24 protein-coding genes are annotated in these 23,842 nt (G+C 55.0%); 12 read left to right on the forward strand and 12 right to left on the reverse strand.

Translation table 11 applies throughout. The annotated features are described in order from the left end of the window. The first annotated feature begins 161 nt into the window (after positions 1-161). Positions 162-584: a c-type cytochrome gene (locus ACOSDR_RS08810; protein WP_420723584.1), complete on the forward strand. Its 423-nt coding sequence runs from the start codon at positions 162-164 to the stop codon at positions 582-584. 325 nt (positions 585-909) lie between these two features. After that, the gene (gene dxs, locus ACOSDR_RS08815) at positions 910-2,853 is read left to right on the forward strand and encodes a 1-deoxy-D-xylulose-5-phosphate synthase (RefSeq protein ID WP_420723583.1); all 1,944 of its coding nucleotides are present in this window, start codon (positions 910-912) and stop codon (positions 2,851-2,853) included. Positions 2,854-2,958: 105 nt separating this feature from the next. Here the strand turns inward: dxs and ACOSDR_RS08820 are convergent, their stop codons facing one another. Continuing rightward, the gene (locus tag ACOSDR_RS08820) at positions 2,959-3,327 is read right to left on the reverse strand and encodes a helix-turn-helix domain-containing protein (protein ID WP_420723582.1); all 369 of its coding nucleotides are present in this window, start codon (positions 3,325-3,327) and stop codon (positions 2,959-2,961) included. Positions 3,328-3,863: 536 nt separating this feature from the next. Between ACOSDR_RS08820 and acnA the strand changes: the two genes are divergently transcribed. After that, entirely contained in the window at positions 3,864-6,557 is a 2,694-nt protein-coding gene (gene acnA / locus ACOSDR_RS08825; protein ID WP_420730988.1) for an aconitate hydratase AcnA, read from the forward strand. Positions 6,558-6,654: 97 nt separating this feature from the next. Here acnA and ACOSDR_RS08830 read toward each other — a convergent pair whose 3' ends face one another. Then, entirely contained in the window at positions 6,655-7,938 is a 1,284-nt protein-coding gene (locus ACOSDR_RS08830; protein ID WP_420730989.1) for an HD domain-containing phosphohydrolase, read from the reverse strand. 327 nt (positions 7,939-8,265) lie between these two features. Here ACOSDR_RS08830 and ACOSDR_RS08835 point away from each other — a divergent pair, with 327 nt between their 5' ends. Further along, a complete protein-coding gene (locus ACOSDR_RS08835) occupies positions 8,266-9,180 on the forward strand; it encodes a transglutaminase family protein (RefSeq protein ID WP_420723579.1) in 915 nt (304 codons plus the stop codon). Positions 9,181-9,260: 80 nt separating this feature from the next. After that, positions 9,261-10,037: a DUF1223 domain-containing protein gene (locus ACOSDR_RS08840; RefSeq protein WP_420730991.1), complete on the forward strand. Its 777-nt coding sequence runs from the start codon at positions 9,261-9,263 to the stop codon at positions 10,035-10,037. Here the strand turns inward: ACOSDR_RS08840 and ACOSDR_RS08845 are convergent. Then, a complete protein-coding gene (locus tag ACOSDR_RS08845) occupies positions 10,031-10,972 on the reverse strand; it encodes a methyltransferase domain-containing protein (RefSeq protein WP_420730992.1) in 942 nt (313 codons plus the stop codon). The genes ACOSDR_RS08840 and ACOSDR_RS08845 overlap by 7 nt on opposite strands. A gap of 100 nt (positions 10,973-11,072) precedes the next feature. Between ACOSDR_RS08845 and ACOSDR_RS08850 the strand changes: the two genes are divergently transcribed. Then, a complete protein-coding gene (locus ACOSDR_RS08850) occupies positions 11,073-12,692 on the forward strand; it encodes a rhodanese-like domain-containing protein (protein WP_420730993.1) in 1,620 nt (539 codons plus the stop codon). Next, complete coding sequence (locus ACOSDR_RS08855; protein ID WP_420730994.1) at positions 12,682-13,455, forward strand: double zinc ribbon domain-containing protein; 774 nt, start codon at positions 12,682-12,684, stop codon at positions 13,453-13,455. Before ACOSDR_RS08850 ends, ACOSDR_RS08855 begins: the two co-directional genes overlap by 11 nt. A gap of 32 nt (positions 13,456-13,487) precedes the next feature. Here ACOSDR_RS08855 and ACOSDR_RS08860 read toward each other — a convergent pair whose 3' ends face one another. From ACOSDR_RS08860 to gloB, 4 genes are read right to left on the reverse strand one after another with little or no spacing between them, the layout of a single operon-like run. After that, on the reverse strand, positions 13,488-14,159 hold the full coding sequence (locus tag ACOSDR_RS08860; protein ID WP_420730995.1) for a ferredoxin: 672 nt from the start codon (positions 14,157-14,159) through the stop codon (positions 13,488-13,490). Continuing rightward, a complete protein-coding gene (locus tag ACOSDR_RS08865; RefSeq protein ID WP_420730996.1) occupies positions 14,156-14,608 on the reverse strand; it encodes a cupin domain-containing protein in 453 nt (150 codons plus the stop codon). The genes ACOSDR_RS08860 and ACOSDR_RS08865 overlap by 4 nt, the downstream gene beginning before the upstream one ends. A 10-nt stretch (positions 14,609-14,618) precedes the next feature. Continuing rightward, entirely contained in the window at positions 14,619-15,227 is a 609-nt protein-coding gene (locus ACOSDR_RS08870) for a glutathione S-transferase family protein (protein ID WP_420730997.1), read from the reverse strand. A gap of 48 nt (positions 15,228-15,275) precedes the next feature. Further along, positions 15,276-16,040, reverse strand: a complete 765-nt coding sequence (gene gloB / locus ACOSDR_RS08875) for a hydroxyacylglutathione hydrolase (RefSeq protein WP_420730998.1) — start codon at positions 16,038-16,040, stop codon at positions 15,276-15,278. A 129-nt stretch (positions 16,041-16,169) separates the two neighbouring features. On the opposite strand from gloB, the gene ACOSDR_RS08880 reads away from it, so the two are divergent. Continuing rightward, a complete protein-coding gene (locus tag ACOSDR_RS08880) occupies positions 16,170-16,913 on the forward strand; it encodes a methyltransferase domain-containing protein (RefSeq protein ID WP_420723570.1) in 744 nt (247 codons plus the stop codon). A 7-nt stretch (positions 16,914-16,920) separates the two neighbouring features. Here ACOSDR_RS08880 and ACOSDR_RS08885 read toward each other — a convergent pair whose 3' ends face one another. The 3 genes from ACOSDR_RS08885 to ACOSDR_RS08895 form a co-directional block, all read right to left on the reverse strand. Continuing rightward, the gene (locus ACOSDR_RS08885; protein ID WP_420730999.1) at positions 16,921-17,415 is read right to left on the reverse strand and encodes a VOC family protein; all 495 of its coding nucleotides are present in this window, start codon (positions 17,413-17,415) and stop codon (positions 16,921-16,923) included. Positions 17,416-17,466: 51 nt separating this feature from the next. After that, positions 17,467-17,979, reverse strand: coding sequence for a PAS domain-containing protein (locus ACOSDR_RS08890; protein WP_420731000.1), 513 nt, complete (start codon positions 17,977-17,979; stop codon positions 17,467-17,469). Positions 17,980-18,059: 80 nt separating this feature from the next. Then, positions 18,060-18,842: a hypothetical protein gene (locus ACOSDR_RS08895; protein ID WP_420723567.1), complete on the reverse strand. Its 783-nt coding sequence runs from the start codon at positions 18,840-18,842 to the stop codon at positions 18,060-18,062. Between the two features lie 149 nt (positions 18,843-18,991). On the opposite strand from ACOSDR_RS08895, the gene ACOSDR_RS08900 reads away from it, so the two are divergent. Together ACOSDR_RS08900 and ACOSDR_RS08905 are read left to right on the forward strand one after the other, a co-directional pair. Next, complete coding sequence (locus ACOSDR_RS08900; protein WP_420731001.1) at positions 18,992-19,546, forward strand: helix-turn-helix domain-containing protein; 555 nt, start codon at positions 18,992-18,994, stop codon at positions 19,544-19,546. A 7-nt stretch (positions 19,547-19,553) separates the two neighbouring features. Beyond that, positions 19,554-20,081 carry a GNAT family N-acetyltransferase gene (locus ACOSDR_RS08905; protein ID WP_420731002.1) on the forward strand — a complete coding sequence of 176 codons (528 nt, stop codon included), beginning with the start codon at positions 19,554-19,556 and terminating at the stop codon, positions 20,079-20,081. 97 nt (positions 20,082-20,178) lie between these two features. Here ACOSDR_RS08905 and ACOSDR_RS08910 read toward each other — a convergent pair whose 3' ends face one another. Further along, positions 20,179-21,111 carry a LysR family transcriptional regulator gene (locus tag ACOSDR_RS08910; RefSeq protein ID WP_420731003.1) on the reverse strand — a complete coding sequence of 311 codons (933 nt, stop codon included), beginning with the start codon at positions 21,109-21,111 and terminating at the stop codon, positions 20,179-20,181. Positions 21,112-21,197: 86 nt separating this feature from the next. Here ACOSDR_RS08910 and ACOSDR_RS08915 point away from each other — a divergent pair, with 86 nt between their 5' ends. After that, positions 21,198-21,980, forward strand: coding sequence for an aspartate/glutamate racemase family protein (locus tag ACOSDR_RS08915; protein ID WP_420731004.1), 783 nt, complete (start codon positions 21,198-21,200; stop codon positions 21,978-21,980). A 272-nt stretch (positions 21,981-22,252) separates the two neighbouring features. On the opposite strand, the gene ACOSDR_RS08920 is transcribed toward ACOSDR_RS08915, so the two are convergent. Then, positions 22,253-23,215: a LysR family transcriptional regulator gene (locus tag ACOSDR_RS08920; protein ID WP_420723550.1), complete on the reverse strand. Its 963-nt coding sequence runs from the start codon at positions 23,213-23,215 to the stop codon at positions 22,253-22,255. Positions 23,216-23,316: 101 nt separating this feature from the next. On the opposite strand from ACOSDR_RS08920, the gene ACOSDR_RS08925 reads away from it, so the two are divergent. Next, positions 23,317-23,778 carry an ester cyclase gene (locus tag ACOSDR_RS08925; protein WP_420723549.1) on the forward strand — a complete coding sequence of 154 codons (462 nt, stop codon included), beginning with the start codon at positions 23,317-23,319 and terminating at the stop codon, positions 23,776-23,778. The last annotated feature ends 64 nt before the right edge of the window (positions 23,779-23,842 follow it).

Consider the following 23,842-nt stretch of genomic DNA (forward strand, 5'->3'; position numbering starts at 1 on the left):
TAGAAGAGCGTCAAATTTCTGCCCTATTCCGCACGCTACACTGTATCTGTAATCTGATATTTACACTGGACGCTATGGGGTGTCGGATTATATGACGAAGCGTCAACAATCATACGTGTCCAGTTTTACAGGGCACAAAATCTAGGTGGGAGTGATACGGTATGAGCACGATCCGCAAGATCGGTTTCGCATTTGGAGCCTCCGTCCTGCTTCTCAGCAGCCAGGCACTGGCCGAAGGGGATGCCGCCAAAGGTGAAAAAGTATTCAAGAAATGCATGGCCTGCCATTCGGTTGAGGAAGGCACAAACAAGGTTGGACCTTCCCTGTACGGAATCGTTGGGCGGCCCGCCAGCCAAATTGAAGATTACCGTTATTCCAAGATCAACCACGCCGCAGAAGAAGCCGGGCTGGTCTGGACGGAAGAAAACATCTTCAACTATCTGGAAGACCCGCAGGGTTTCCTGGAAGGCTATCTGAAGGACCAGGGCAAAGATGCGCCTGGCCGCACCAAGATGGCCTTTAAGCTGAAGAAAGAAGATGAACGGCTGGATGTGATTGCCTATCTGAAATCCGTTGCACAATAAGACATCTTGATGGTGCCACACAGTGCAGAATTATGAACCGATTGGGCCATGCCCGGTCGGTTCATTTCTTTTGTGCTGGCTGGGAAAGCTGCTTTAAAACAAAATGTGTCAATTTTAGTTTACGTAAATCTTACTTTACATTTTAACAACAACACCGTTTAATGTTTGAACCATGGCGGTGTCTGAAAGTCTGACATAACGACTGCAACCCCGCCTCAAAGGCCCGGAACTGTTAGATAATGGTCCATTGCGACCACATCGATGGGATCACGGAGCTATAAAATTCCGGTACGACCGGACAGGCAATGCGGGGATGGACAAAACAATGAACATGCAGCGCGGAAAGCCAGGACGAACAGCGGCGCAAAGTGGTCAGATTGGTCCCCCTGTCGGATTGAAATCAACGCTTCTGGACGGTATTGCAACCCCCCATGATCTGCGTCTGCATGACCGAAAACACCTGTCAGAAATCTGTGACGCATTGCGTACTGAAGTAATTGATATTGTTTCAGAAACAGGGGGGCACCTGGGGGCGGGCCTGGGCGTAGTGGAATTGACCGTCGCGCTGCATTTCACCCTAAACACACCCCAGGACAAGGTCATCTGGGATGTCAGCCATCAATGCTATCCCCACAAAGTTCTGACGGGTCGGCGCGACGCCATGCGCACGATACGCAAGGGGGGTGGCCTGTCTGGATTCACAAATCGCAAGGAAAGCGTATTTGACCCATTTGGTGCGGCGCACAGCTCAACCGCGATATCCGCTGGTCTGGGTTTCGCAGCCGGGCGCGATTTCAAAGGACAGAACAATCACATTGTGGCTGTTGTGGGGGATGGCGCGATCACTGGCGGCATGGCCTATGAGGGGCTGAATAATGCCGGCGCCCAGGGGTGGCGCCTGATTATCATCCTGAACGACAACAATATGTCGATTGCCCCACCGGCTGGCGCGTTGCAGCATTTTCTGACGGATCTGCGCGACCATATGCCAGACAAGGGGGCACGCCATGCCGCCCTGAAGGTCACTCAACTGCCCTCCTTTGCGCCATCTGCAACATTGTTTGATGATCTGGGCGTTCACTATGCCGGGCCTTTTGATGGTCATGATGTGGACGAAATGGTCCAGGTTCTGGAACAGGCAAAGGCGTGGACCAATGGTCCTGTGCTGTTGCATGTGATCACGGAGAAAGGCAAAGGCTATGGCCCTGCAATGGAGTCGGGCTGTAAATATCATGGGGTATCAAAATTCGACATCGTCAGCGGGGCGCAGGAAAAAGCACAACCAAAAGCACCAAGCTATACCAATGTCTTTGCCAAGGCCCTGATTGAGGAAGCCAAGGCTGATGATCGGATCTGCGCCATCTCAGCGGCCATGCCGTCGGGCACGGGCCTGGATAAATTCGGCAAGGTCTTCCCGGATCGCACCTTTGATGCCGGAATCGCAGAACAGCATGCCGTTACATTCTGTGGCGGACTGGCCTGTGAGGGCATGAAGCCGTTTGCTGCGATTTACTCGACATTTCTACAGCGCGGCTATGACCAGATCGTGCACGACATCGCCATCCAACGGCTGCCCGTGCGGTTTGCAATTGATCGCGCCGGCATGGTCGGGGCCGATGGTGTCACGCATCAGGGGTCTTACGATATAACCTATCTGGGGTGTTTGCCGGGATTTGTTCTGATGGCACCATCGGACGAGGTGGAGCTGATGCACATGGTCGCCACCGCCGCGCAGATTGATGATCGCCCCTCTGCGTTCCGCTATCCGCGTGGCGACGGGGTTGGCCTGGACCTGCCGGATCGGGGAGATGTCCTGCCCATCGGGCGCGGTCGGATCCTGACAGAAGGCAGCGCGATTGCCCTGCTGTCCTATGGCACCCGTCTGCAAGATGCGCTGCTGGCCGCAGAAATGCTTAATGGCCTGGGCTTTCCCACCACAGTCGCGGATGCACGATTTGCAAAGCCCGTTGATGATGACCTTGTCGCGCGGCTGTTTGCCAATCATGGCACTGTCGTTACCATCGAAGAAGGATCATCCGGTGGCTTCGCCAGCCTGGTAATGGACAGCATTGCCCGTCAGAGATTGTCCGTGAATATGCGCAATTTCGCGCCCCTGTATATGCCGGACTTTTTTGTCGACCATGACAGTCAGACAAACCAGATTGCCCGGGCCCAACTGGATGCGAAAAGCATTGTTACCCGTGCCATTGAGGCCCTGCGCCCGGTGGATCGTCGGGCACGGCTTGCCCGCGTTGAGGCCCTTGATTGATCGAAAGCGTCGCGACAGATTACCGCCCTTTAGGGACAAAAAAGGACCGGGAATTGCATCACGGTCCTTTTTGGTGTCCACAAAGTGACGCTTCAGCCTGACGTTTCAGCTCGCCATGCGAATTTCTGAAGCCACATCAATCAGACGGATAATTTCGCGGCGCATTGCATCATCAGGAATTTGATGCAGTTTCGTTGCCGTCGCGATGGCCTTACGGGACAGCTTGGCATTGCTGGGCGCATCATCAGCATGGGTTTCATCAACGCCATCGAAGAAATATTCAACCGGAACGGTCAATGCCTGAGCAGTTTGCAGCAGACGGCTGGCCCCAACGCGATTGGTGCCCTTCTCATATTTCTGAACCTGCTGAAAGCTGACACCCAACCGGTCGCCCAAATCTGTTTGGGACATCCCTTTGGCAACACGGGCTTCACGTACACGACGGCCAACAAAAACATCCGTAGGATGTGGCATGGTAATCTCCTGATTTATTGATGAGAATTGCCACTGATCACAACTGTGTTCATGCATGGCAATACCCATACAGCAACACACAGGATCGAATATCGATCGGTTATAAGTGGCGATGTTGAAGCCGATACATGTTCGGCGCTGCCAGAAAGTATTAGGGCATTTTGCCAGTTGATCATTTCATCACAAGGATATGAAAACGAACAACCGATTTCCTTATACACGGCAGAAGTGCATTCAACATACCGTTATTCGGGAAATCTGCAATAAAAATCGCACCACTTATTCAAAAAAAATCAATCCACCTATGATTGACCCGCCAAAGGCAGAAAATGGCCCCCGTTTCGCCCTGTTTTGGGTCAAATCACACACCCATTTTAATTTGATCATTGTTCCCCTACACTGCAATGCAGTATAACCCGCACGCATAGACAATTTGCCGGGGGGACGCCTGGGCCATTTTCCGACCCAAAAGGGTTGAAAAAGCGTGATTGCCCGCCTCCCACCCGTTTCTTTCTTTAAAGGGAGAGTTCATCACCATGACAATGACCGGCCACGACAGCCTGAAAACGCGCCGCAGCCTTACTGTCGGCAAGAAAAAATATGATTATTACGCGCTGGACGCGGCTAAGGATCAAATCGGAGATGTCAGCACGCTGCCTTTTTCACTGAAGGTTCTGCTGGAAAACCTGCTTCGATTCGAAGATGCGCGCAGCGTAACCGTGGATGACATCAAGGCGATGGCTGCATGGTTGAAAACGAAATCGTCCGACCGTGAAATCGCCTATCGCCCCGCGCGCGTGCTGATGCAGGATTTCACCGGCGTGCCAGCGGTTGTTGATTTGGCTGCGATGCGGGACGCCATGGTAAAAATGGGGGGCGATCCCCAGAAAATTAACCCGCTATCGCCCTGTGATCTGGTAATCGACCATTCCGTCATGGTGGATTATTTCGGCGGTCCGGATGCATTCAAGAAAAATGTGGATCTTGAATTTGAGCGCAATGGGGAACGCTATGAATTCCTGCGCTGGGGCCAGACCGCATTTGATAACTTCCGCGTTGTGCCCCCTGGCACAGGCATTTGCCACCAGGTGAACGTGGAATACCTGGCCCGCGGTGTCTGGTCTTCCACAGAGAAAACCGGCAGCGCCGAAATTGCCTATCCCGATACATTGGTTGGCACCGACAGCCATACGACCATGGTCAATGGCCTGGGCGTGCTGGGCTGGGGTGTTGGCGGGATTGAAGCAGAAGCCGCCATGCTGGGACAGCCCGTTACGATGCTGATCCCGGAAGTAATCGGCTTCAAGCTGACCGGCCGCCTGAAAGAAGGCATGACCGCCACCGATCTGGTTCTGACCGTCACCCAGATGCTGCGCAAAAAGGGCGTGGTTGGGAAATTCGTCGAATTCTATGGCGACGGGCTGGACAGCCTGACCCTGGCCGACCGTGCGACCATCGCCAATATGGCCCCGGAATATGGGGCAACCTGCGGGATTTTCCCGATCGACGCCGAAACCATCCGCTATCTGACGTTCTCTGGTCGCGACGCCGATGAAATCGCCCTGACCGAAGCCTATGCACGCGCTCAGGGCATGTGGCGGGAAGCAGGCTCTGTTGAGCCGGTCTTCACCGACACGCTGTCTCTGGACCTGGATCTTGTTGAACCCTCATTGGCTGGCCCCAAACGCCCACAGGATCGTGTCGCCCTGTCCAAGATGCCGGAAAATATCGAAGATGTCTTTAAAGAGCGCGGTCATTCCGACAATGCCACCGCCGTTGCCGGCGAAGAGTATAAGCTGCAGGACGGGTCCGTCGTGATTGCAGCGATCACATCCTGCACCAATACCTCCAACCCCGCCGTGCTGGTCGCAGCCGGTCTGGTCGCCCGCAAGGCGCGTCAAAAGGGCCTGTCGGTTAAGCCATGGGTCAAAACCTCCCTGGCGCCCGGGTCCCAGGTTGTGACCGATTACCTGGAAAAGGCCGGATTGCAAGCCGATTTGGACGCGCTGGGCTTTGATCTGGTGGGCTATGGCTGCACCACCTGTATCGGGAATTCCGGTCCGCTGCCTGAAGCCATTTCAGATGCAATTGATGAAGGCGATCTGGTCACAGCCGCCGTTCTGTCCGGCAACCGGAACTTCGAAGGCCGTGTCAGCCCGCAAACCCGTGCGAACTATCTGGCCTCCCCGCCCCTGGTTGTTGCCTATGCGCTGGCCGGAAATGTGAAAATCAATGTCGCCAGCGATCCCCTGGGAGAAGACAGCGACGGCAACTCGGTCTATCTGAAAGATATCTGGCCGACCAATCACGAAATCCTGGAAACCGTTCAGCAATGCCTGACCCCGGCCATGTTCCAAAGCCGCTATGGCAATGTCTTCCAAGGCACGCCGCAATGGCAGGCAATCGACGTCACAGGCGGCGAAACCTATGAATGGAATGATGGGTCAACCTATGTTCAGCACCCGCCCTATTTTGTCGATATGGCCCCTGAACCGTCAGACCCGGTTGAGATCAAGGGCGCGCGTCCGCTGTTAATCCTGGGCGACTCCGTCACCACGGACCACATCTCACCAGCAGGCTCTTTCAAACCCGATACGCCCGCAGGCCAGTATCTGACGGAACGTCAGGTCCGCCCGAAAGACTTCAATTCCTATGGCTCTCGCCGGGGCAATCACGAAGTGATGATGCGCGGCACCTTCGCCAATATCCGCATTCGCAATGCCATGGTCGATGGCGTCGAAGGCGGCTTCACCCGTTTCATGCCGTCTGGCGAGCAAATGTCGGTTTATGATGCGGCGATGAAATACAAGGAAGACGGCACCCCACTGGTTATTTTCGGGGGCAAGGAATACGGCACCGGATCATCACGCGACTGGGCCGCGAAAGGCACCAATCTGCTGGGTGTGAAGGCGGTGATCGTTGAGAGCTTCGAGCGTATCCACCGTTCTAACCTGGTCGGCATGGGCGTCTTGCCGTTGCAATTCAAAGATGGCGCAAGCTGGCAATCTCTGAAGCTGGACGGATCGGAAACCTTCGACCTGGTTGATATCGATGCCGATCTGAAACCCCGTCAGGACGTTACCCTGGTCATCCATCGCAAGGATGGCAGCAGCGAGAAGGTTGCCCTGACCTGCCGCATCGATACGGCGGGCGAGATCGACTATTATCGCCATGGCGGTGTGCTGCAATATGTGCTGCGCAACCTGCTTGCCGAGGGCAATGCTGCTTAAGGACAGAATTCAGTATGATCGTAAAGCGGGGGCGCGCCGGTTGGCGCGCCCCTCACTATTGTGGCAATCCCGCGCCGAACGCCTGGCCAATCCAGTTTTACTGAACGATAAGCCAGTCAAAATAGCCTTCTTCACCCATCGCAACACAGACTTCCACAACATCTGGATCAAGAAGACGGCCTTTTTCCTCCTTGATGATATCAAGGGCGGTTCTAAGGCCACGACCGGGTCGATAGGGACGGTGGGACGTGATGGATTCCAGGCTATCGGCAACTGCCACAATGCGCGATTCCAATGAGATTTCTGTCCCCACCAGACCATCCGGATACCCACTTCCATCCCATCTTTCGTGATGGTGCAGAATGATATCCTGAATAACTGGCGGGAGAATTTCGCCAGCAACGATATCGCAGCCCATGGCGCTGTGGGTTTTGATCAGGTCGTATTCCTGGGGCGTCAACGCACCCGGCTTGCTGAGAATGTCGGAGGGGATATCCAATTTTCCAATGTCATGGATACGCGCGCCCAATTCCAAATTTTTTAGCTGGGGACCCTGCATACCCATCTGGCGACCGATTGATACGGCCAGGGTGGCGACGCGGTTTTGATGTTCCGATGTATACGGATCCCGGTGCGATTGCGCCTTGCTCAAGACATTCACGATCTCAAATTCTGCGCGACGCAGATGCGCCTGCATCTGCGCTTCCCTATCGACGATGTCATCTTGAGGGGATACTTTCTGCACTGACCCGACGATGCAGTCGACGCTGCCGTCTTCCATCAGTTCCGGCGTTAACGAGATATCGCCGGTAACATACGATCCGTCGGCACAGACGAATCTGGCTAATGCCTGGCAGGGTTCAATTGGACCATCGTAGAAGATACAGTACAGCGGATCATCGGGCTCACGGCTCTGGGGCGACAGCACGGATTGTAAAGACTGCGTGGCCATATTTTCCGCCGAATAGCCAAGCATTTGGGCAAAACTGGAATTCACCCTCAGAAAATTCCCTTTTGTGTCCAGATAGAATAATCCGATTGTCGCCGCCTCAAAGCTGGAACTCAACCGGTTTGCAGCAATATGCAGTGCATCCCCCTCATGACGCAGGGAACAATTTCTGCCGATCCGTTTGGTTATTTCTGACAACAATTTCTGCTCTGCGGGGATAAAGCTGGGATGTGTCTTGTTTGGTGAGGATTCCGCGTAAAAAACGTCCATCCGTCCGATAAGTCTGTCCTTACAATGAATAACGGACGATATCATCCAGGGTGACGGTTTGAAATTGGGGGATAGATAGGTGACGTCGCAACAATCAATGCGTATGCTGGCTTTCTTGGGATGCCGTAAGCCTTTTGGAATCATCGTAACGATTTCGGTCATAATCTCAGAAAATGGCCGTTCACAATCATTCAAGGCTTCAGACACTTCATAAAGACAATTAAGAATCTTTGCATGTTTCAATATAGCTTTTATGGCTGGAGTGTTTTGTTTACCGTCCGTATGAAGGGCAATATCGATCATTCTGACCAAACTGGGATCGATTTTTTGGGGGGATTTTACAACCTGCGTCATCATGGTACCCGTTTAAAAACATGCTTAACTATTCCAAATGGACGTTTGAAGTCTGTCACATAGAAGTTAATAAGACGCTAACACTTTTTCTTCCTCGCAGTGCGGTTGAATTCCTTTATAAACCTGGGAAATATCATGCAAATTTTGACCGTCCATCACCTGACCAGTTATCGATATGACCGACCGGTGCGATTTGGCGAACACGCCCTGATCATGCGCCCCCGCGACAGCCACGACCTGCGCATGATAGAGGCGTCTTTGTCCGTCTATCCGGCATCAGAGTTTCGCTGGACCCATGATGTGTTTGGCAATTCCATCGCGCGTGTTAATTTCCTGGAGGAGGCGGATCATCTGGATATCGAAAGCACAATTAAAATAGAACATTACGGACTGTCCTATCCTGATTTTTCCACTCTTGATTCCTTCGCAACGACACTGCCCTTCCCGTATAAAACGGACGAAATCGCAGATTTGGGGCGCTGCACGGAACGTCATTATCCAGACCCGGATCACAAGCTGACCGAATGGGCGCGGCAATTTCTGGTAAACAGCACGGACCCAACCAGCGCGCCCAATACGGCAGAGACGCTGTTGGCCATGAATCAGGCAATCAGCAATACCTTTACCTATGAAACCCGCGACGCCCATGGCACCCAGACGCCCATGGAGACGATGGAACGGGGCACCGGCACATGTCGCGATTTCGCCCTCTTCTTTATGGAGGCGGTGCGGTCTTTTGGCCTGGGGGCGCGTTTCGTATCGGGATATCTGTACGACCCTGCCATGGATGCCGCCTTTAAGGATCCGAATCTACCGGAAGGGGCCCATCTGCGCGGTGCCGGTGCGACCCATGCCTGGGTTCAGGTTTATCTGCCTGGCGCCGGATGGGTTGAATATGATCCGACCAATGGCATCGCCGGGGGTGCAAACCTGATCCGTGTGGCAGTGACCCGCGATCCGTCTCAGGCCTTGCCCGTTACAGGGTCGTTCTATGGCCCTGCGGAGGCATTTCAGTCTCTGTCAATTTCCGTCCAGGTTACATCAGGCTGATCCGGTCCGATGCGCGCCATCAACCAGCAGTCACCCAGATGTGATTCGAGCGGATTGCCGTTCCGGCCTATCGTCCTGCCATGACACATGATCGACGCCATTTTCTGAAACGCAGCCTGATTGCCCTGTCCCTTATCACGGCAGGCACTATGGCAGGGTTCAGCAATTCCACTGATGCAGCAGATGCGACACCCTTGGTCGTGGTTGAGTTGTTTACCAGTCAGGGCTGCAGTTCCTGCCCCCCAGCAGAAGCCTTTCTGAAAGACCTGACCAAACGGGATGACGTTCTGGCCCTGGAGTTTCATGTCGATTATTGGGATTATATCGGCTGGAAGGATCCGTTTGCGGACCCGGCCTTTACCGCGCGTCAGCGGCACTACAACACCCTGCTGGGATCGGCCTATAACTACACACCGCAAATGGTGATCGATGGGACGGCCCATGAAGTCGGATCGCGCCGCAGCGCCGTAGAAGCCAGAATTGAATCGGCTGCCATGAAGCGGCAGATGCGGGAAATGGGGTCAAACCCGCCGCAGATGACCGTAACCCCCACAACCGGGGGCGGCGCACAGATAACGCTGGATGGGATGCCACAAGACGCGGAATCCTATCAAGTATTGTTGATTGGATTTGATGCCCCGCATGAAACCGAAGTGCTGCGAGGAGAAAATTCCGGCAAAAACCTGGTCAATGCCCGCGTGGTTCGGTCCATTGAAACCCTGTCATCCAACTGGCAGGGAGGCCCGGCAAACCTGACCTTGACACCGGATCAGATGAAGGGGACGGGCGGATGTGCGATCCTTGTACAAAGCGCCAAGACAGGCGCCATCGCGGCGGCAACCACACTTGATTACTGATCGGAATGCCCCGGCCCTTTTGGGCGAACCCCATCCCCGGTCGGGATTTCTTCCGTCCCCAATGCATCGGCCAGGCGCGTGGTCGCACTGCCAGGCGACAGGGGCTTGGGCTGTGACGCGGCGGGGCGCCAACCATGCAGGAAAATCACATCAAACCGCGCCGTGATGCGCCCGTCCGGTCCCCCAAACCGTGCCGCATAAAGCTCTGCCGCGCGCATGAAGACACTGCGCCGTGTGCTATGCTTCAGACGCTCCAGAACCGCATTCGCCTCTCCCATCGCGCGCAGATCCGCCATCAGTTGGAAAGGATCGGCATAGCTGACATCAATCCGGTCCATATCCGCAACCGGCAGGGCAAAGCCGGCCCGTTGCAAGAGACCCGCCGCATCCCGCAGATCCACCATAGGGGATATACGCGGCGAGACGCCGCCCATTTCCGCAAGCTCCGCCTCCATCAGGCATTGACGCAGTTCCGTTAAGGTTTCCCCCCCGAAAATCACCCCCTGAAACAATCCATCCGGCTTTAGCGCCCTATTGATCTGAACCAGGGAACCGGGAAGATCATTCACCCAATGCAGCGCCAGACAGGATGTGATCAGATCAAAAGTCTCATCCTGCAGGGGCAGAAGATCCTCATCGGCCACAAGACTGGGATAGCCCCGCCCGGCCCCCTGTGCGGCATAGACCGGGGAGCGATCACACAGCATGATCCGACCGACCCTGCCACTGGTACGCAGCGTGTCGGCAAGCACCCCATCGCGCGACCCCAGGTCCAGGGCAAACTCAAAGGTCCGCGCAACATCCTCCAACCGCTCAACCAATCGATCGGCGATTTCCCGGAACAGAAAATCATGATCCCCTGCCCGCAGTGCCGCACGGTCCCGTCGATGACGCAAAACCGCGCGATCAAAAACTATCTGAGTGTCACCGGACACAATGGCTCACTTTCTCATTCCACAATTGGATCAAAGTCTTTCCCTACCCCGTCGCATGCTTTTACAGTAGGAAAACAGCATTCAAGATAAAGGGTTCCCGGTGTCAGTCAAAACCATCAATGTACACAGTCTTCACGCCGCCTTGTGCCGCGGGCAGGAAATTGCCCTGATCGATCCCAGAGAGCAAGGCAGCTTTGGCGCCCGCCATATCCTGCGTGCGGTCAATATGCCCCGCAGCCGGTTTGAACTTCTCTACCGCCGCATGATCCCCCGCCAGTCCGTACCGATCGTTCTGTGCGATGCAGGCGAAGGATTGGTCACAGGTGTCGCAGACATACTCGCCTTTGCGGGATGGACTGATATTTCCATTCTGGACGGCGGTGTTGATGCGTGGGAAGCGGTAGGATTTCCCCTGTTTTCAGGCGTGAACGTTCCGTCAAAAGCATTCGGAGAATATATCGAGGCGAAATTTGGGACGCCGCATGTTTCCGCTGAAACCCTGGACCAGATGCAGCGATCCGGGGATGATCTGGTCATTCTGGACAGCCGACCTTTCACCGAATTCAATTCCTTATCCATACCGGGGGGGATTGATATGCCGGGCGCGGAACTGGTTCATCGTGTCAAAACCGTCGCGCCCAATCCAACAACGACCATTGTTGTAAATTGCGCCGGGCGAACTCGCTCTATCATTGGCGCACAATCCCTCATCAATGCAGGGATCCCCAATCCTGTTGTGGCGCTGGAGAATGGCACAATGGGATGGATGCTGGCCGGGCTGGAATGCGCCCGTGGCAACACGAACCTGGCCCCTGAACCAGATGCGGCAGCGAATGATTGGGCACGGTCCGCCGCGCACAAAGTAGGGGCACATTTCGGTGTAGAAAGGCTGGATTGGGATGCGATCAACGCATGGCGCACAGAAGTCGATCGTACAACCTATCTGTTGGATGTACGCACGATAGAGGAATATGAGGCAGGGCATATACCCGGTTCCCATCATGCGCCGGGCGGGCAACTGGTCCAGGCAACGGATGAATATGTCGGCATTCTGAACAGCCGCCTTGTGCTGATTGACGACACCGAAACCCGCGCCCTTATGACGGCCGCCTGGCTGCGCCAGATGGGCTGGCAGGATGTCACCGTTTTGAAAGGAGGGATTGGGTCTCGTGGCACGGAAACAGGGTCCATTGAGGAATCTGTATTCGAATTGGGCCTGATGCCGGTTTCCGAGATCGCCGCTCAGGATGCGATGAAACTGACGGATGCCGTTATGATTGATTTTTCGTCCAGTCTGAGCCATCGCAAGGGGCATCCGCAGGGGGCCCGATTTGCCATTCGGGCCAGGGCGACAGAGGATTTGAAGTCGGTATTATGCAGCCGGTTGCTGGTATTCACCGCCCGAGACCCCCGCATCGCAACTTTGGCCGCACAGGATATGATGCGCGCCGGCGTCCATCGGGTCCGTGTTCTGACCGGGGGCACAATTGCCTGGGAACAAGCGGGCGGCCCGATGGGTTCGGGCATTGAGGATGCTTTTTCAGCAGAAGATGATGTCTTACATAAACCCTATGAAATCACCGTGGATAAGACAGCCATGCAACGCTACATCGATTGGGAACTCGCCCTGGTCCCTCAAGTACGGCGGGAAGGCACTTTGACATTCCCCGATTTCCCAATCCCTTCCGGCGCAATCGCCACAGGCCAAAATGCGGATTGAAACCTTCCCCGGTGTCGCAACCGCCCTGCCTGCGCAAATACTGCATGCCGCATTGAATTTCGTATTGCCGCCCCGTTGCACAAGCTGTGGCGTGCAAACCGGTTCGACCGGCGGGTTGTGCACGGAATGTTGGACTCAGGCGCGCTTTATCGCCGCGCCGCAATGCTGCCAATGCGGCTATCCATTTGAACTGGATTTCGGCGATGGCGTTCGCTGTGGTGCGTGCCTGTCCCGCGCCCCCTATTTTGACCGGGCCCGCGCTGCTGTCGCCTATGACGACCGGATCGCCCAGATCGTTATTGCCTTCAAACATGGGGATCGAACCGATCTTGCCCCAGGATTGGCCGCATGGATGCGTCGGGCGGGTGGCGAATTGTTGCAGGAGGCAGATATAATCGCCCCGGTACCATTGCACCGCCGTCGGCTTTTTTCGCGGCGCTATAATCAATCCAGCCTTCTGGGACAGCCCTTGGCCCATGCGGCTGGCATTCCGTTTATTGGCGATCTGGTCATTCGCCAGCGGGAAACGGACTCTCAAGGTCATCTGTCCCCGTCCGCCCGTCGCCGCAATGTCGAAGGTGCTTTTCGTGTTGCCGCCCAACATAAAGACATGCTGAAAGATAAACGTGTCCTGTTGATCGATGATGTTCTGACCACCGGGGCCACCGTGAATGCAATCGCCAGACGGTTGAAACGGGAGGGGGCACGCACCGTGGATGTCCTGACCTTAACGCGGGTCGTACGGGAAACAAGCGTTTCGTAACTGTACGCGTACGGAATATTCGCTCCGTTGATTTAACGATTCTTCTCTGCGTGGCGGGCGTTCTGGAATGCCGTCATGTGAAATTCCGCCTGGCCGGGCGCATACAACGCCTCACTCGCAATGGGACAGGCCCGCCGGGCCCGACACCCTTTTTCCAGACAATCCGTCCCTTCTGGCGTATCAATATGCGCTGCACAACGCGCAACATCATAGCCGCTGGTCGAAAATGCCCTGACGGGACATGTCGTCAGGCAGGGCTGATCACGGCAGGTATCGCAGGGATTGCCCGCCACCATGCGTGCCGGGACGGGTATCGCATCATGCAGACAGATTGCGGCACGATAGGCATGCCACAATCCATAATGCGGATGAATCAGCATGCCAATCGGGGAGGGGAAAACACTGTCAGCCTTTTGTGCCCATTTCTGAAAGGGAAAATAGGGGGGGCCGTCCGATGGATAAACCGCCCAACCGGACGCAGAGGCTGCGATGCGGTTTACCTCCCGCCGGGTCCAGGCATCCAGTGGATTGGGTTCTGCGCGACGCCCGGTCTGAAAATGCGCCCAGAATTCCGGACCCGCATTACCAACAAGGATAACTGTTCGGCAAGTCGGTGGCGCGTCATCTTCTGTTTGGGGATGAAACCCGCCCCGGGCCAGCAACCCAACCTTCAACAGGCGCTCCGCCAGCAGGGCATAGGTCACGATTCACCCTTTCCAGACGAGCCTGGACGCCAGTCAGGCGGGGCCATTTCAAAGCTTTCAAACTGAAAGGCCGGGGCAACGGTGCATCCGACCAATGTCCAATGTCCCAGACTTTCCGCAGTTTGCCAGTGATTGGCGGGCACAACAACCTGCGGACGCTGTCCCACCAACAAATCCGGTCCCAGTCGATGCGCAATGACATCTTGAGCATTTGGTGAAATCGTCAGGGCGAGCGGCCCACCTGCATACCAATGCCAGACCTCATCCGCATCGGTGACGCGGTGCCAGGCGGAACAGTCTCCGGCTTCCAGCAGGTAATAGATTGCGGTGGAATACCCCCTCTCGCCGTCCGCGGTGGCATGGCGATAGGTTTCACTATACCAACCGCCTTCCGGGTGACGGGATAATCCCAGTTTCGCAATGATATCCTGCGCCGTCAGTTCCGCCATGACCGCCCTGTCAGCCTTTCGGGATGGTTGATTGCATGGAGGGGCGCTGCATCAGCGTATCGTACCAGCCGACCAATGCCGGACCATGATGCCGCCAGGCCGCTTCAGGGATCCGCAAATCAAGATAGCCAAGCGCTGTGCCGACCGAAATCATCCCCAGGTTCAAATCCCCCTGCAGGGTATCGATTTCCTTATCCAACAGAACACAGCTCTTCTGGATCGCTGCCCATTGGCGATCAATATACCAATCCTTGGGCAGGGGCGTATCCAGCTTGCCATCGCGCATAACCTGGCTGCGCAGGTTCAACGCTGCATCGGTCATGCCCTGACCAATGGCATGCAGGCGCAGAACCTGATCGCGCATTTTCCCGGTTTCGGGAATAAGGCGCGGTCCGGTCCCGATCCGGTCCAGGTGATCACAGATTACGAAACTGTCGAACAGACCCGTTCCATCCTCCAGCACCAGACAGGGGATCTTGTTTAGGGGATTGATCTCACGGAATTCCATCTCATAGACATTGATCCGGTCAATCTCAATCTGATCCCCAAGACCCTTTTCCTGTGCAACAACTGCACATTTCCGGGCATAAGGGGAGGCATCACTGTAAAATAACTTCATGTAAGCATCCTTTAGATAGGTCCTGTCAGGGACACTGTGTTGCAAAACCTAGAAATGATCCTTTCGGGACCGCACCTCTGCGAAAACCTCTTCGGCGGATGCGCCCCCCAGACCAAGATTGCGGGCCAGGACCGGATCATCGGCCCGAAGGAAGGGGTTGGTGTGCTTTTCGATCCCAAGGATAGAGGGAACCGTCGGCTTGCCCCGGGCCCGGGTCGCGTCAATTTCCTCTGCCCGGGCAACCAATGCGGCATTGTCACCATCCACAGACAAGGCGAACTTCGCATTAGCCTGAGTATATTCATGGGCGCAATAAACCCGCGTTTCATCAGGCAGAGCCTTCAGCTTGCCAAGGCTTTTCCACATCTGGGCGGGCGTGCCTTCAAACAGGCGCCCACAGCCCAGCGCAAACAACGTGTCCCCACAAAACAGCGCATCATCCGCTGCAAACCAATAGGCGATATGACCCCGTGTATGGCCCGGCACGTCGAAGACCGTCGCCTCGTCCTGTCCAAAGGTACAGCGGTCCCCATCCCCGACTTGGGTCTGAATACCAGGGATGCGATCCTTGTCTGCTCGCGGACCGACGATATGACAGCCGGTCGCCGCCTGAATTTCCATATTGCCGCCGACATGATCCCCATGGTGATGGGTGTTTAGAATATGTGTGATGGTCCACCCCAGACGCTGTGCCTCAACCAGCACGGGCGCCGCAACAGCGGGGTCGACAACAGCGGTCGCACCGGATTCGGTTTCCCGAACCAGATAGACGTAATTATCATTCAAAACCGGTATTTGACGGATATCCAGCATGCATCCTCTCTTCCTGATCCTCTTCTGTCAGATAGAGTTTCACGGCCCCAATGGGAAGGCAAGAGGCGGCGACATTTCACATATTTTTGTTGGCTGCTCCAAGCTTAACAAACTGATATAGTCACGACCATGTGGAGCGACGTCGTTGATTTCAACCAATTCTATCGCAGCCGCCTGGGCAAGGCGGCGCGTGGCATCGTGCAAGCTGAAATCCGGGCGCACTGGCCCGATGTAAAGGGGATGAGCGTTGTTGGACTGGGCTATGCCACCCCGTATTTGAAACAATTTGACGGCGAAGCATCCCGCCTGTTGGCTATTATGCCCGCCCATCAGGGTGTCACCCATTGGCCACGCGGCAAACCCAATCGCGTCGCCCTGGCGGAAGAGACCTCCCTGCCCTTCGATGATATGTCGATAGATCGATTGCTGCTGGTACATGCTGTTGAAAACAGTGAGCATCTGCGCGCAATGATGCGGGAATGCTGGCGCGTTCTGTCTGGACAAGGCCATTTATTGGCCGTTGTCCCGTCGCGTCGCGGAATATGGTCCCGCACAGAGCGCACCCCGTTTGGTCATGGAAAACCCTATAGCAAGGCACAGATGGAACGCTTGCTGGCCGATACTTTGTTTGAACCGATTTCAATCACCCGGGCCCTGTATATGCCGCCCAGCGATTGGAACCCGATCCTGAAGGCCGGTCCTAGCTTTGAGAAGGTCGGGCGTCGCTGGGCACCAAGGCTGGGCGGGGCTCTTTTTGTAGAGGCGCATAAGCAGGTCTATGCCGCAACGCCCGCCCACCGGGTTCCCTTCCGGCGTCGATTAATGCCCGTGCCGGCCATTGCTGCCCCCTCAGCCTCCCGCCAGGAAGGTTAGAACAATATTATTCCGAAACTGCGGCCGGTTTTGTCGCCTGCCAGTTTGACAGAACGCCACGCGCGTCCTGCTTGCCCTTGGACAGGATGGCGCCAGCCTGTTGCGTTGGCGCGGTCAGTTCAATGACATAGCCATTGGGATCGCGAAAATAGATGGATTCTATGAAACCATGATCCGCGATGCCGCGCGTCTCCCGCCCCTGGGCCTTTCCCAATTCGAACATCTTAAGCAATGTCTGACGATCAACCAGCAAGGCGATATGCAGGTCGAAGTCATGCTGATCCTTGAAATCAAAGGGGGAGGAAGGAACCTCGAAAAACGCCAGGCACGACCCGTCCTGCATTTGATAGAAACTGTGCAGAACCCTTGTTTCCCGTCCGGTTTTCGTCTGAACAATTTCAAACGCATGAACCAATGGCAGCCCCAGAAAGCCTTCATAGAACATGCGCGTCTCTTCTGAATCGCGACATCGATATGCGTTGTGATGCAGCCCGTGTATCATCGCCTTCTCCCCTTTCCGATGCGTGCTTGCCCACATCGTGTGACCGGTATCCTACCTTTTCACCGGTCGCATCGCACGCAAATCATCCGGATTGAAATGCATCACGGATCCATAAACCTCCAGGGCCAGGCATTGAAAGACCTCTTTATTGGGGACCTGAAGCGGAAACATTCCAAATTCTTCCTGCACAAGGATTTCACTGCCATCTGCAATGGGAATACCCGTTTGCCCATAAACTGGCGACCCGGTCTCTATCATCAGGGCATAGGCCTGTTCCCACACCCCGGGCTCCTGAGAGGCCGGGCTCATTTCGTGCAGCCAACGCCCCGTGAAATCAAACCGGGACATTTCGACAACTTTTGTGCCGACCAATCGATAATAGACCTGATGCGTTTTGCGATTGATTTCGCTGATCACGATGTTGGGCAGATAGCGCGTGAGCTCCCAGGGTACGATAGAGTCCCGCAATGGCCAGTCTGTGCCCTGTTTTCGTGCAGTCCAATAGTGCAAAACTGCATGAATCTTCTCAGATGCAACGAAACTGGGATCATTGGACAATGACAAGAGTACACTCCTGATCGTAGTCTATTCAGCACGCCTTTCCGACAGGAAGTACGGCACGGGCACATTTACCTGAAACTGGTTTATTCTTCATTAACACGCCAATTGGCAAAGATCGTTAAGTTTTCATATTCCAGGAATGTCCCTGGCTTGACTTGTCCCAGGGAATAATAACGACCATCCGTAAAGAGTGACAGATAGGTCGATGCAACATTGTTGAAAATCAATTCAGTGATAGGACCGGGATTTGCCCCCAGGGGATAGCCGTCTTTAGACAGGGTTTCCGTCATGCGTCTTTCATCCAGAATCTCGGAGGGAAAGAATTCGATTTTCGTTTGAAATTGGACAAGATTTTGATCCGGCCAATAGTACGGCATCTCAACAGGGCTCGATTGCCGCGACCCATCCTTCTTTTCCACAACGGCGCGAAAGCAACCGCCCCGTCGAATAGCCTCGACCAGAACAGCAACATCATCGCCACGCTTAAAGTCCCAGATTTCGTGCATATCAGCGCAAAACTTAAAGTCATAGACAGTATAGTCCGTCGCACTGGAGATATTGCCATGCAAGGATTCGACGCCGGCCAGTGCCGTGTTTAGATCATAACTGCTCAATACCCCATAGATGCCATAGGAGGTATAAAAGAACCCTGCCTGTTGCACCAATCCACCCCCATGGGTGTGGGTCACATGCTGCTTCTGGGTGATCCCAACCAGTGTCTGGTCGCGCTGAAAAACATGGGGAAGCTGAAAGTTTTCCTCATAGACCCTGTCTTCAGTCAGGGTTTCGTTGGACGAATCCGGGACCAGATACAGCGCGACGCTCTCACCATTGGAGATATCAAATTCAGGGGGGTGATGCGTCATTATCCCTACTTTCGTTGAACATTCTTAAATGTATCGTGATTCCGGCAACTCACACAATCCGAGGCCTATTTGCTAAATTTCATGCTGTACAAATATGACAGTATACATAATTCTCATTTTTGGAATAATTTCTCTTTTATGGAAAATCAGTGACAACACCTCTTTCGAACCGATTAGCGGATCATTTAAAGAAACTGCGCCTGGATCGGGAATGGTCCCTGGATCAATTAGCGACACGTTGCGGCGTCAGCCGGGCCACCTTGTCGCGGGTTGAAAATGCTGAGGTCAGCCCGACCGCAGAGGTACTTGGCAAGCTGTGTACTGCCTTTGCCTTACCCCTATCGCGCCTTCTTGCCCAGGTTGAGGAGGCTTTCACGCCTCTGTGCCGCCGGGGGGATCAACCCGTCTGGACGGAGGGAATGATCGGCTATGAACGGCGCGTGATCTCCCCTGCCGCACCACCGCTTAGGGCCGAAATCGTGGAATGCACACTGCGCGCCGATACGGAAATCGCCTATGCCGCCCCGCCTGTGCCAGGGCTGGAACACCATCTTTTGCTGCAAAAAGGCGTTTTGGATATCTGGATCGACGACGATCCGTATCACCTGACCCCCGGGGATTGCCTGCGTTATCACCTATTTGGTGCCAGCCGCTTCAAAACACCCAGAAACACCGGTGCAACTTACTTGCTCGTCCTATTGTGAGGATACGATGACCCCCATCACCATTGCCACAGTCAGTAACGAGGATCTGGACGACAGCCTGGACGGTCTGGCTGAGGTGCTGCATGCAACCGTCCTGGCAGGGGGCAGCGTTAATTTCATCCTGCCCTTCTCCATGACAGATAGCCGTCAGTTCTGGCAGCATAAAATGTTTCCCATTATTCGGTCTGGGGGGCGGCTGTTGCTGATTGCCACAGTGCAGGGGCGGATTGTCGGCACGGGGCAATTGCTGTTGGACATGCCCCCGAACCAGGTCCATCGCTGCGAAATCTCAAAGCTTCTGGTCCATCCGGAATTCCGGAAACGCGGTATCGCGCGCCGCCTGATGACCGATCTGGAAGGCCACGCCACCCGATTGGGACGCAGCTTGATTACCCTGGACACCCGCACCGGGGATGCCGCAGAACCGCTATATCTCAGCCTGGGCTACAAAATCGCTGGCACCATCCCCAATTTCTGCCGCGCCACAGACTGCGACCGAATGGATGCCACGACCTATATGTATAAGGATATCTGATAGAAATTCGACCTGCATAGCGGCTTTGGTTTTTTCAAAGAAGAATGTGTTTCTGCCAAGGGTCTTTTCACCACGATCACGGCGCAATACGAACCGATTATATCTGGCTACTGGAAAAAATCCGTGTTCGGCTCCGCAAGCCTATCAGCAACGCATTCTGGAATTCTGTCGGATGCTGAATTTCACTTGTGACACTGCCAAGCGTCCGGACGAATGTGCGATCTCTGAGCGGGATTGCGACAATACCGGGAAGGGTGCAGGCCTGTGCGGCACCCTCAGGCACGACTGCCACGCCCAGATTCTGCCGTATCATCTGAAACCCGGTCACCAATTGCCGCACTTCAGCAATTGTGTTGGGCTCCACACCACTTCGATGTGCAAGGACCGTAAGCCAGTCATGCGACGTGGTGCCAGAGGGAAAGCGGATCATCGGTTGCGCCAGTATTTCTTCATCGGTCAAATCGGTATTGGTCGCCAGCGGGTTTTCTGCCGACATGACGACACAGGCGGAATCCTGATGCAGTGCCTCAAACTTTAAACCCGGCGAAGCAATGAAAACGCTGGTGATCGCAAAGTCGATATCGCCCTGTCGCACCAGGTCCAGGCTCTCCTCATTATCGATTTCAGAAATGTCCAGGATGTGCTTGGGGAACCTGACCCGCATCGCCTGAAATGTCGGTGCAATGAATAGTGCCGCAAAGGACGCGGGGCTGGCAATACGCAGGATTTGTTCTGTCCCCTGACCCAGGGAGGCCAACTGGTCCAGTATCGCCCCATTGCTTGATAACAATCGTCGAAAGGCGGGCAGCAACGCCGCCCCGCCAGATGAAAGCCGCAGCCCTTGCGTGTCGCGCACCATCAATGTCGTTTCAAGCTGCGCTTCCAATTGTTGGACATGTTGCGAAATGGCCGGTTGGGTCAGGCCAAGCACCTTCGCAGCCACCGAGAAAGAGCGGAATTCTGCCACGGCCAACAGGCTGCGCACCCGCCGTACAGAAATTTCTTCGCGCCTTGACCCATCTATAAGCATTCTTCGCCTGCCATAACAAAACGTTATTTTTCGATAATTATATAATGGATTAATAAGAAACCCCGCAAGAACGAAAGGAACCAAGAATGCCGTCCCATGACCCCGCCCTTAATAAAATCTATGCCCGCAGGAACCACAGCTGTTATGGCATGGGGCTGGGGATTATTATTCTGGATGATGTCTATCCTGGATTTCCAGGCGATGTCCGCAATGCCAGCGCCCATGGCTATCCAATCCAATATGAAATCGCCGAAGGGGTCGATATCAAGAAGCTGGTCCGGGGTGAGCACAAGGGCGACCTGTTAGCGCCGGTCCTGGCCGCCGCGCGAAAGCTGGAACGCATGGGCTGTCGCGCCATCGCGGCTGAATGCGGATATTTCGCCTGGTTTCAGCAAGAAATTGCCAATGCGGTATCCGTGCCGGTCTTTGCATCCAGCCTGTTACAGGTGCCCCTGGCCCAGACATTGATTGGCGCAAACAAGGTGGTCGGACTTCTGGTTGCCGAAGGGGACCATTTACAGGATCGGCACTTAACGTCGGTCGGAATTCGCCTGCAGTCGAATTATGTCGTTCATGGCGCAAAGGATGATGGCAAATGCCCACAATTCGACAGCCTGTGGACGAAAGACCTGCGGCCGGAAACACCGACAGCTGAATATCAGAAGGCCGAACTGGACATTGTTGCCGTCGCAAAGAACTTCGCCACCAGCCATCCCGCCATGGGGGCAATGGTTCTGGAATGTACAGGCTTTCAACCCTTTGCCCGCGCGATTCAAAGAGAGATCAACATGCCGGTATTCAGTTGGTCAACATTGCTGGACTATGCCTATTCCATTGCCGTCCATCGTGATTTCTATGGGCATGTGTAATGGTCGCTAAAAAGGGCGGCACCGATCTGGGCCGCCCTTTCAGTTTCGCCACATGTGCGGCGCATCCAAATGTGCTTACTTCCGGTTCTGGCGATTGTCGATCAGGCTGTCGACGACGCCGGGATCGGCCAGGGTGGAGGTGTCGCCCACGAAGCCCTATTTTTGCTCAGTATAAGCGTAGTGGCTTGGAAGGTGATGTTTAAAAAAAGACAGCCCCATAAAGTTTCTGACGCAGGCTATTCCGTCTTGACCGGACGGGACGGAGGCGACGATCAGCAAATCAGGTCACCCAAGAATAAGGCAATCAAACCGTTCTTCGGCGCATTCGCTGGCCAAACCGCATGGGCATGGATTGGCGCGATACGCCAATCGGTCAAAATCTCCGCCACATCCCCCTTCTCAACGTCGTCGTCAGCAAGGAATCTCGGGATGCTGCCGACGCCTGCGCCTGCCCGGATCAGCCGGTAAAGAGCCTGCGCGTCACTGCAGTGAATCTGAGGATCCGGTTTGATTGTGATTGGCTGGCACCCCGGACAAGAAAACATCAAGGGCACGGAACGCGCCGGTGTCAGGCTCAACCAATCGAATTGCAGCAGATCCTTCGGCGACCTTGGAGGCGTCCGCCCGGCGAGATACTCGGTTGAGCCGACGATCACCCGGGGTGCCTCGAAAAGCAGCTGCGTGGTGGGGCTCTTTGTGGGTTTGGGGCCGATACGGATCGCGACATCGAAGCCTGCAGCGATCAAGTCGCGACGCGCATCCGAATAATCCAGAGTGAGCCTGACGAGAGGGAAGCGCCGCGCAAACCGCGCGATCCTTGCGGTAACCTCGGAGGCCGATAGCACCGATGCAATCATCACACGGAGTTCCCCGCTCGGGCTCGGTGCCAAGGACGACATGGCGGCCAACTCATTTTCCACGGCCTCGAGCAACTTTTGCGTCGCGGCGAGCAAACGCTCACCATCACGCGTTAGCGATAGCTGACGTGTCGAGCGGTAGAGCAAAGCCACCCCAAGGCTCGCTTCAAGCTGTGAGACATGATGACTGACAACGGAAGGGGAGAGGCGCAGATGCTGGGCGGCTCCCCGGAAGGATCCGTGATCGACCGTCTTAGCAAAGATAGCGAGCTGTCGAAGCCGGTCGATCATTATTAAAGAATCCAGAACAATGAAAAAGGTTTTAACTATCTTATGCGTTTCTATCGCAATGTCTATCTTGTTGCTCGGATGATGCATTGACGGTCTGCGCCTCGGCAAAGTGACGGTTCGATTGTTTCCGCATCGCCAATACCGGTTCATACTCACAGAGGAGATTAATTATGTGGAGAATTCGAAACTTGATCGCCGCCGCCTCGTTATGCGTCATTGGGTTCGCCCAGGCAGCCCAGGCGGACGACCTTGCAAGCGTGCAGACCTTCTATGACCTTCTGAGTAATCCTGGGTCCGAAGTCCACGTCACGGCGTTCAGAGACGTCACATCGGACGCCTGGGAAAGTGTCGGCGACTATTCGGGCAAGAACAAGCCGCGCGCAGCCTTCCTTGGCCAGATGGGTCATTTCGCCAAGCTTATCCCTGATCTCGATTGGGCTGTGCAGGCCATGCACCAGGATGGCGCCTTCGTCATCGTGCGTAGCCGTGCGACCGGAACCCCAACTGGACCGCTATTTGGTGTGGACGGCCAGGGGAGGAGCTTCGACATCATGACCATCGACATTCATGAAGTGCAGGACGACAAGATCATCCGCACTTATCATATCGAGGATTGGGCTAGTGCGCTCAGACAGCTAGCGGGCAAGTGAGCGATCGCAAAAGACGCCCAACACGGCTTTCTCGCCCCGCAATGTCTGAACACTACACCTGATA

The organism is Hwanghaeella sp. 1Z406, assembly GCF_048892425.1.
Classification (GTDB): domain Bacteria; phylum Pseudomonadota; class Alphaproteobacteria; order UBA8366; family Aestuariispiraceae; genus Pacificispira.

Bases quoted from the DNA above. Each gene is read 5' to 3' on its own strand.
- ACOSDR_RS08880 (WP_420723570.1), top strand. From the start codon at position 16,170: ATGTGGAGCGACGTCGTTGATTTCAACCAATTCTATCGCAGCCGCCTG.
- ACOSDR_RS08855 (WP_420730994.1), top strand. From the start codon at position 12,682: ATGCGGATTGAAACCTTCCCCGGTGTCGCAACCGCCCTGCCTGCGCAA.
- ACOSDR_RS08865 (WP_420730996.1), bottom strand. From the start codon at position 14,608: ATGGCGGAACTGACGGCGCAGGATATCATTGCGAAACTGGGATTATCC.
- ACOSDR_RS08915 (WP_420731004.1), top strand. From the start codon at position 21,198: ATGCCGTCCCATGACCCCGCCCTTAATAAAATCTATGCCCGCAGGAAC.
- gloB (WP_420730998.1), bottom strand. From the start codon at position 16,040: ATGCTGGATATCCGTCAAATACCGGTTTTGAATGATAATTACGTCTAT.
- ACOSDR_RS08810 (WP_420723584.1), top strand. From the start codon at position 162: ATGAGCACGATCCGCAAGATCGGTTTCGCATTTGGAGCCTCCGTCCTG.
- ACOSDR_RS08885 (WP_420730999.1), bottom strand. From the start codon at position 17,415: ATGATACACGGGCTGCATCACAACGCATATCGATGTCGCGATTCAGAA.
- ACOSDR_RS08895 (WP_420723567.1), bottom strand. From the start codon at position 18,842: ATGACGCATCACCCCCCTGAATTTGATATCTCCAATGGTGAGAGCGTC.
- ACOSDR_RS08910 (WP_420731003.1), bottom strand. From the start codon at position 21,111: ATGCTTATAGATGGGTCAAGGCGCGAAGAAATTTCTGTACGGCGGGTG.
- dxs (WP_420723583.1), top strand. From the start codon at position 910: ATGAACATGCAGCGCGGAAAGCCAGGACGAACAGCGGCGCAAAGTGGT.
- ACOSDR_RS08820 (WP_420723582.1), bottom strand. From the start codon at position 3,327: ATGCCACATCCTACGGATGTTTTTGTTGGCCGTCGTGTACGTGAAGCC.
- ACOSDR_RS08830 (WP_420730989.1), bottom strand. From the start codon at position 7,938: ATGACCGAAATCGTTACGATGATTCCAAAAGGCTTACGGCATCCCAAG.
- ACOSDR_RS08840 (WP_420730991.1), top strand. From the start codon at position 9,261: ATGACACATGATCGACGCCATTTTCTGAAACGCAGCCTGATTGCCCTG.
- acnA (WP_420730988.1), top strand. From the start codon at position 3,864: ATGACAATGACCGGCCACGACAGCCTGAAAACGCGCCGCAGCCTTACT.
- ACOSDR_RS08835 (WP_420723579.1), top strand. From the start codon at position 8,266: ATGCAAATTTTGACCGTCCATCACCTGACCAGTTATCGATATGACCGA.
- ACOSDR_RS08905 (WP_420731002.1), top strand. From the start codon at position 19,554: ATGACCCCCATCACCATTGCCACAGTCAGTAACGAGGATCTGGACGAC.
- ACOSDR_RS08870 (WP_420730997.1), bottom strand. From the start codon at position 15,227: ATGAAGTTATTTTACAGTGATGCCTCCCCTTATGCCCGGAAATGTGCA.
- ACOSDR_RS08920 (WP_420723550.1), bottom strand. From the start codon at position 23,215: ATGCATCATCCGAGCAACAAGATAGACATTGCGATAGAAACGCATAAG.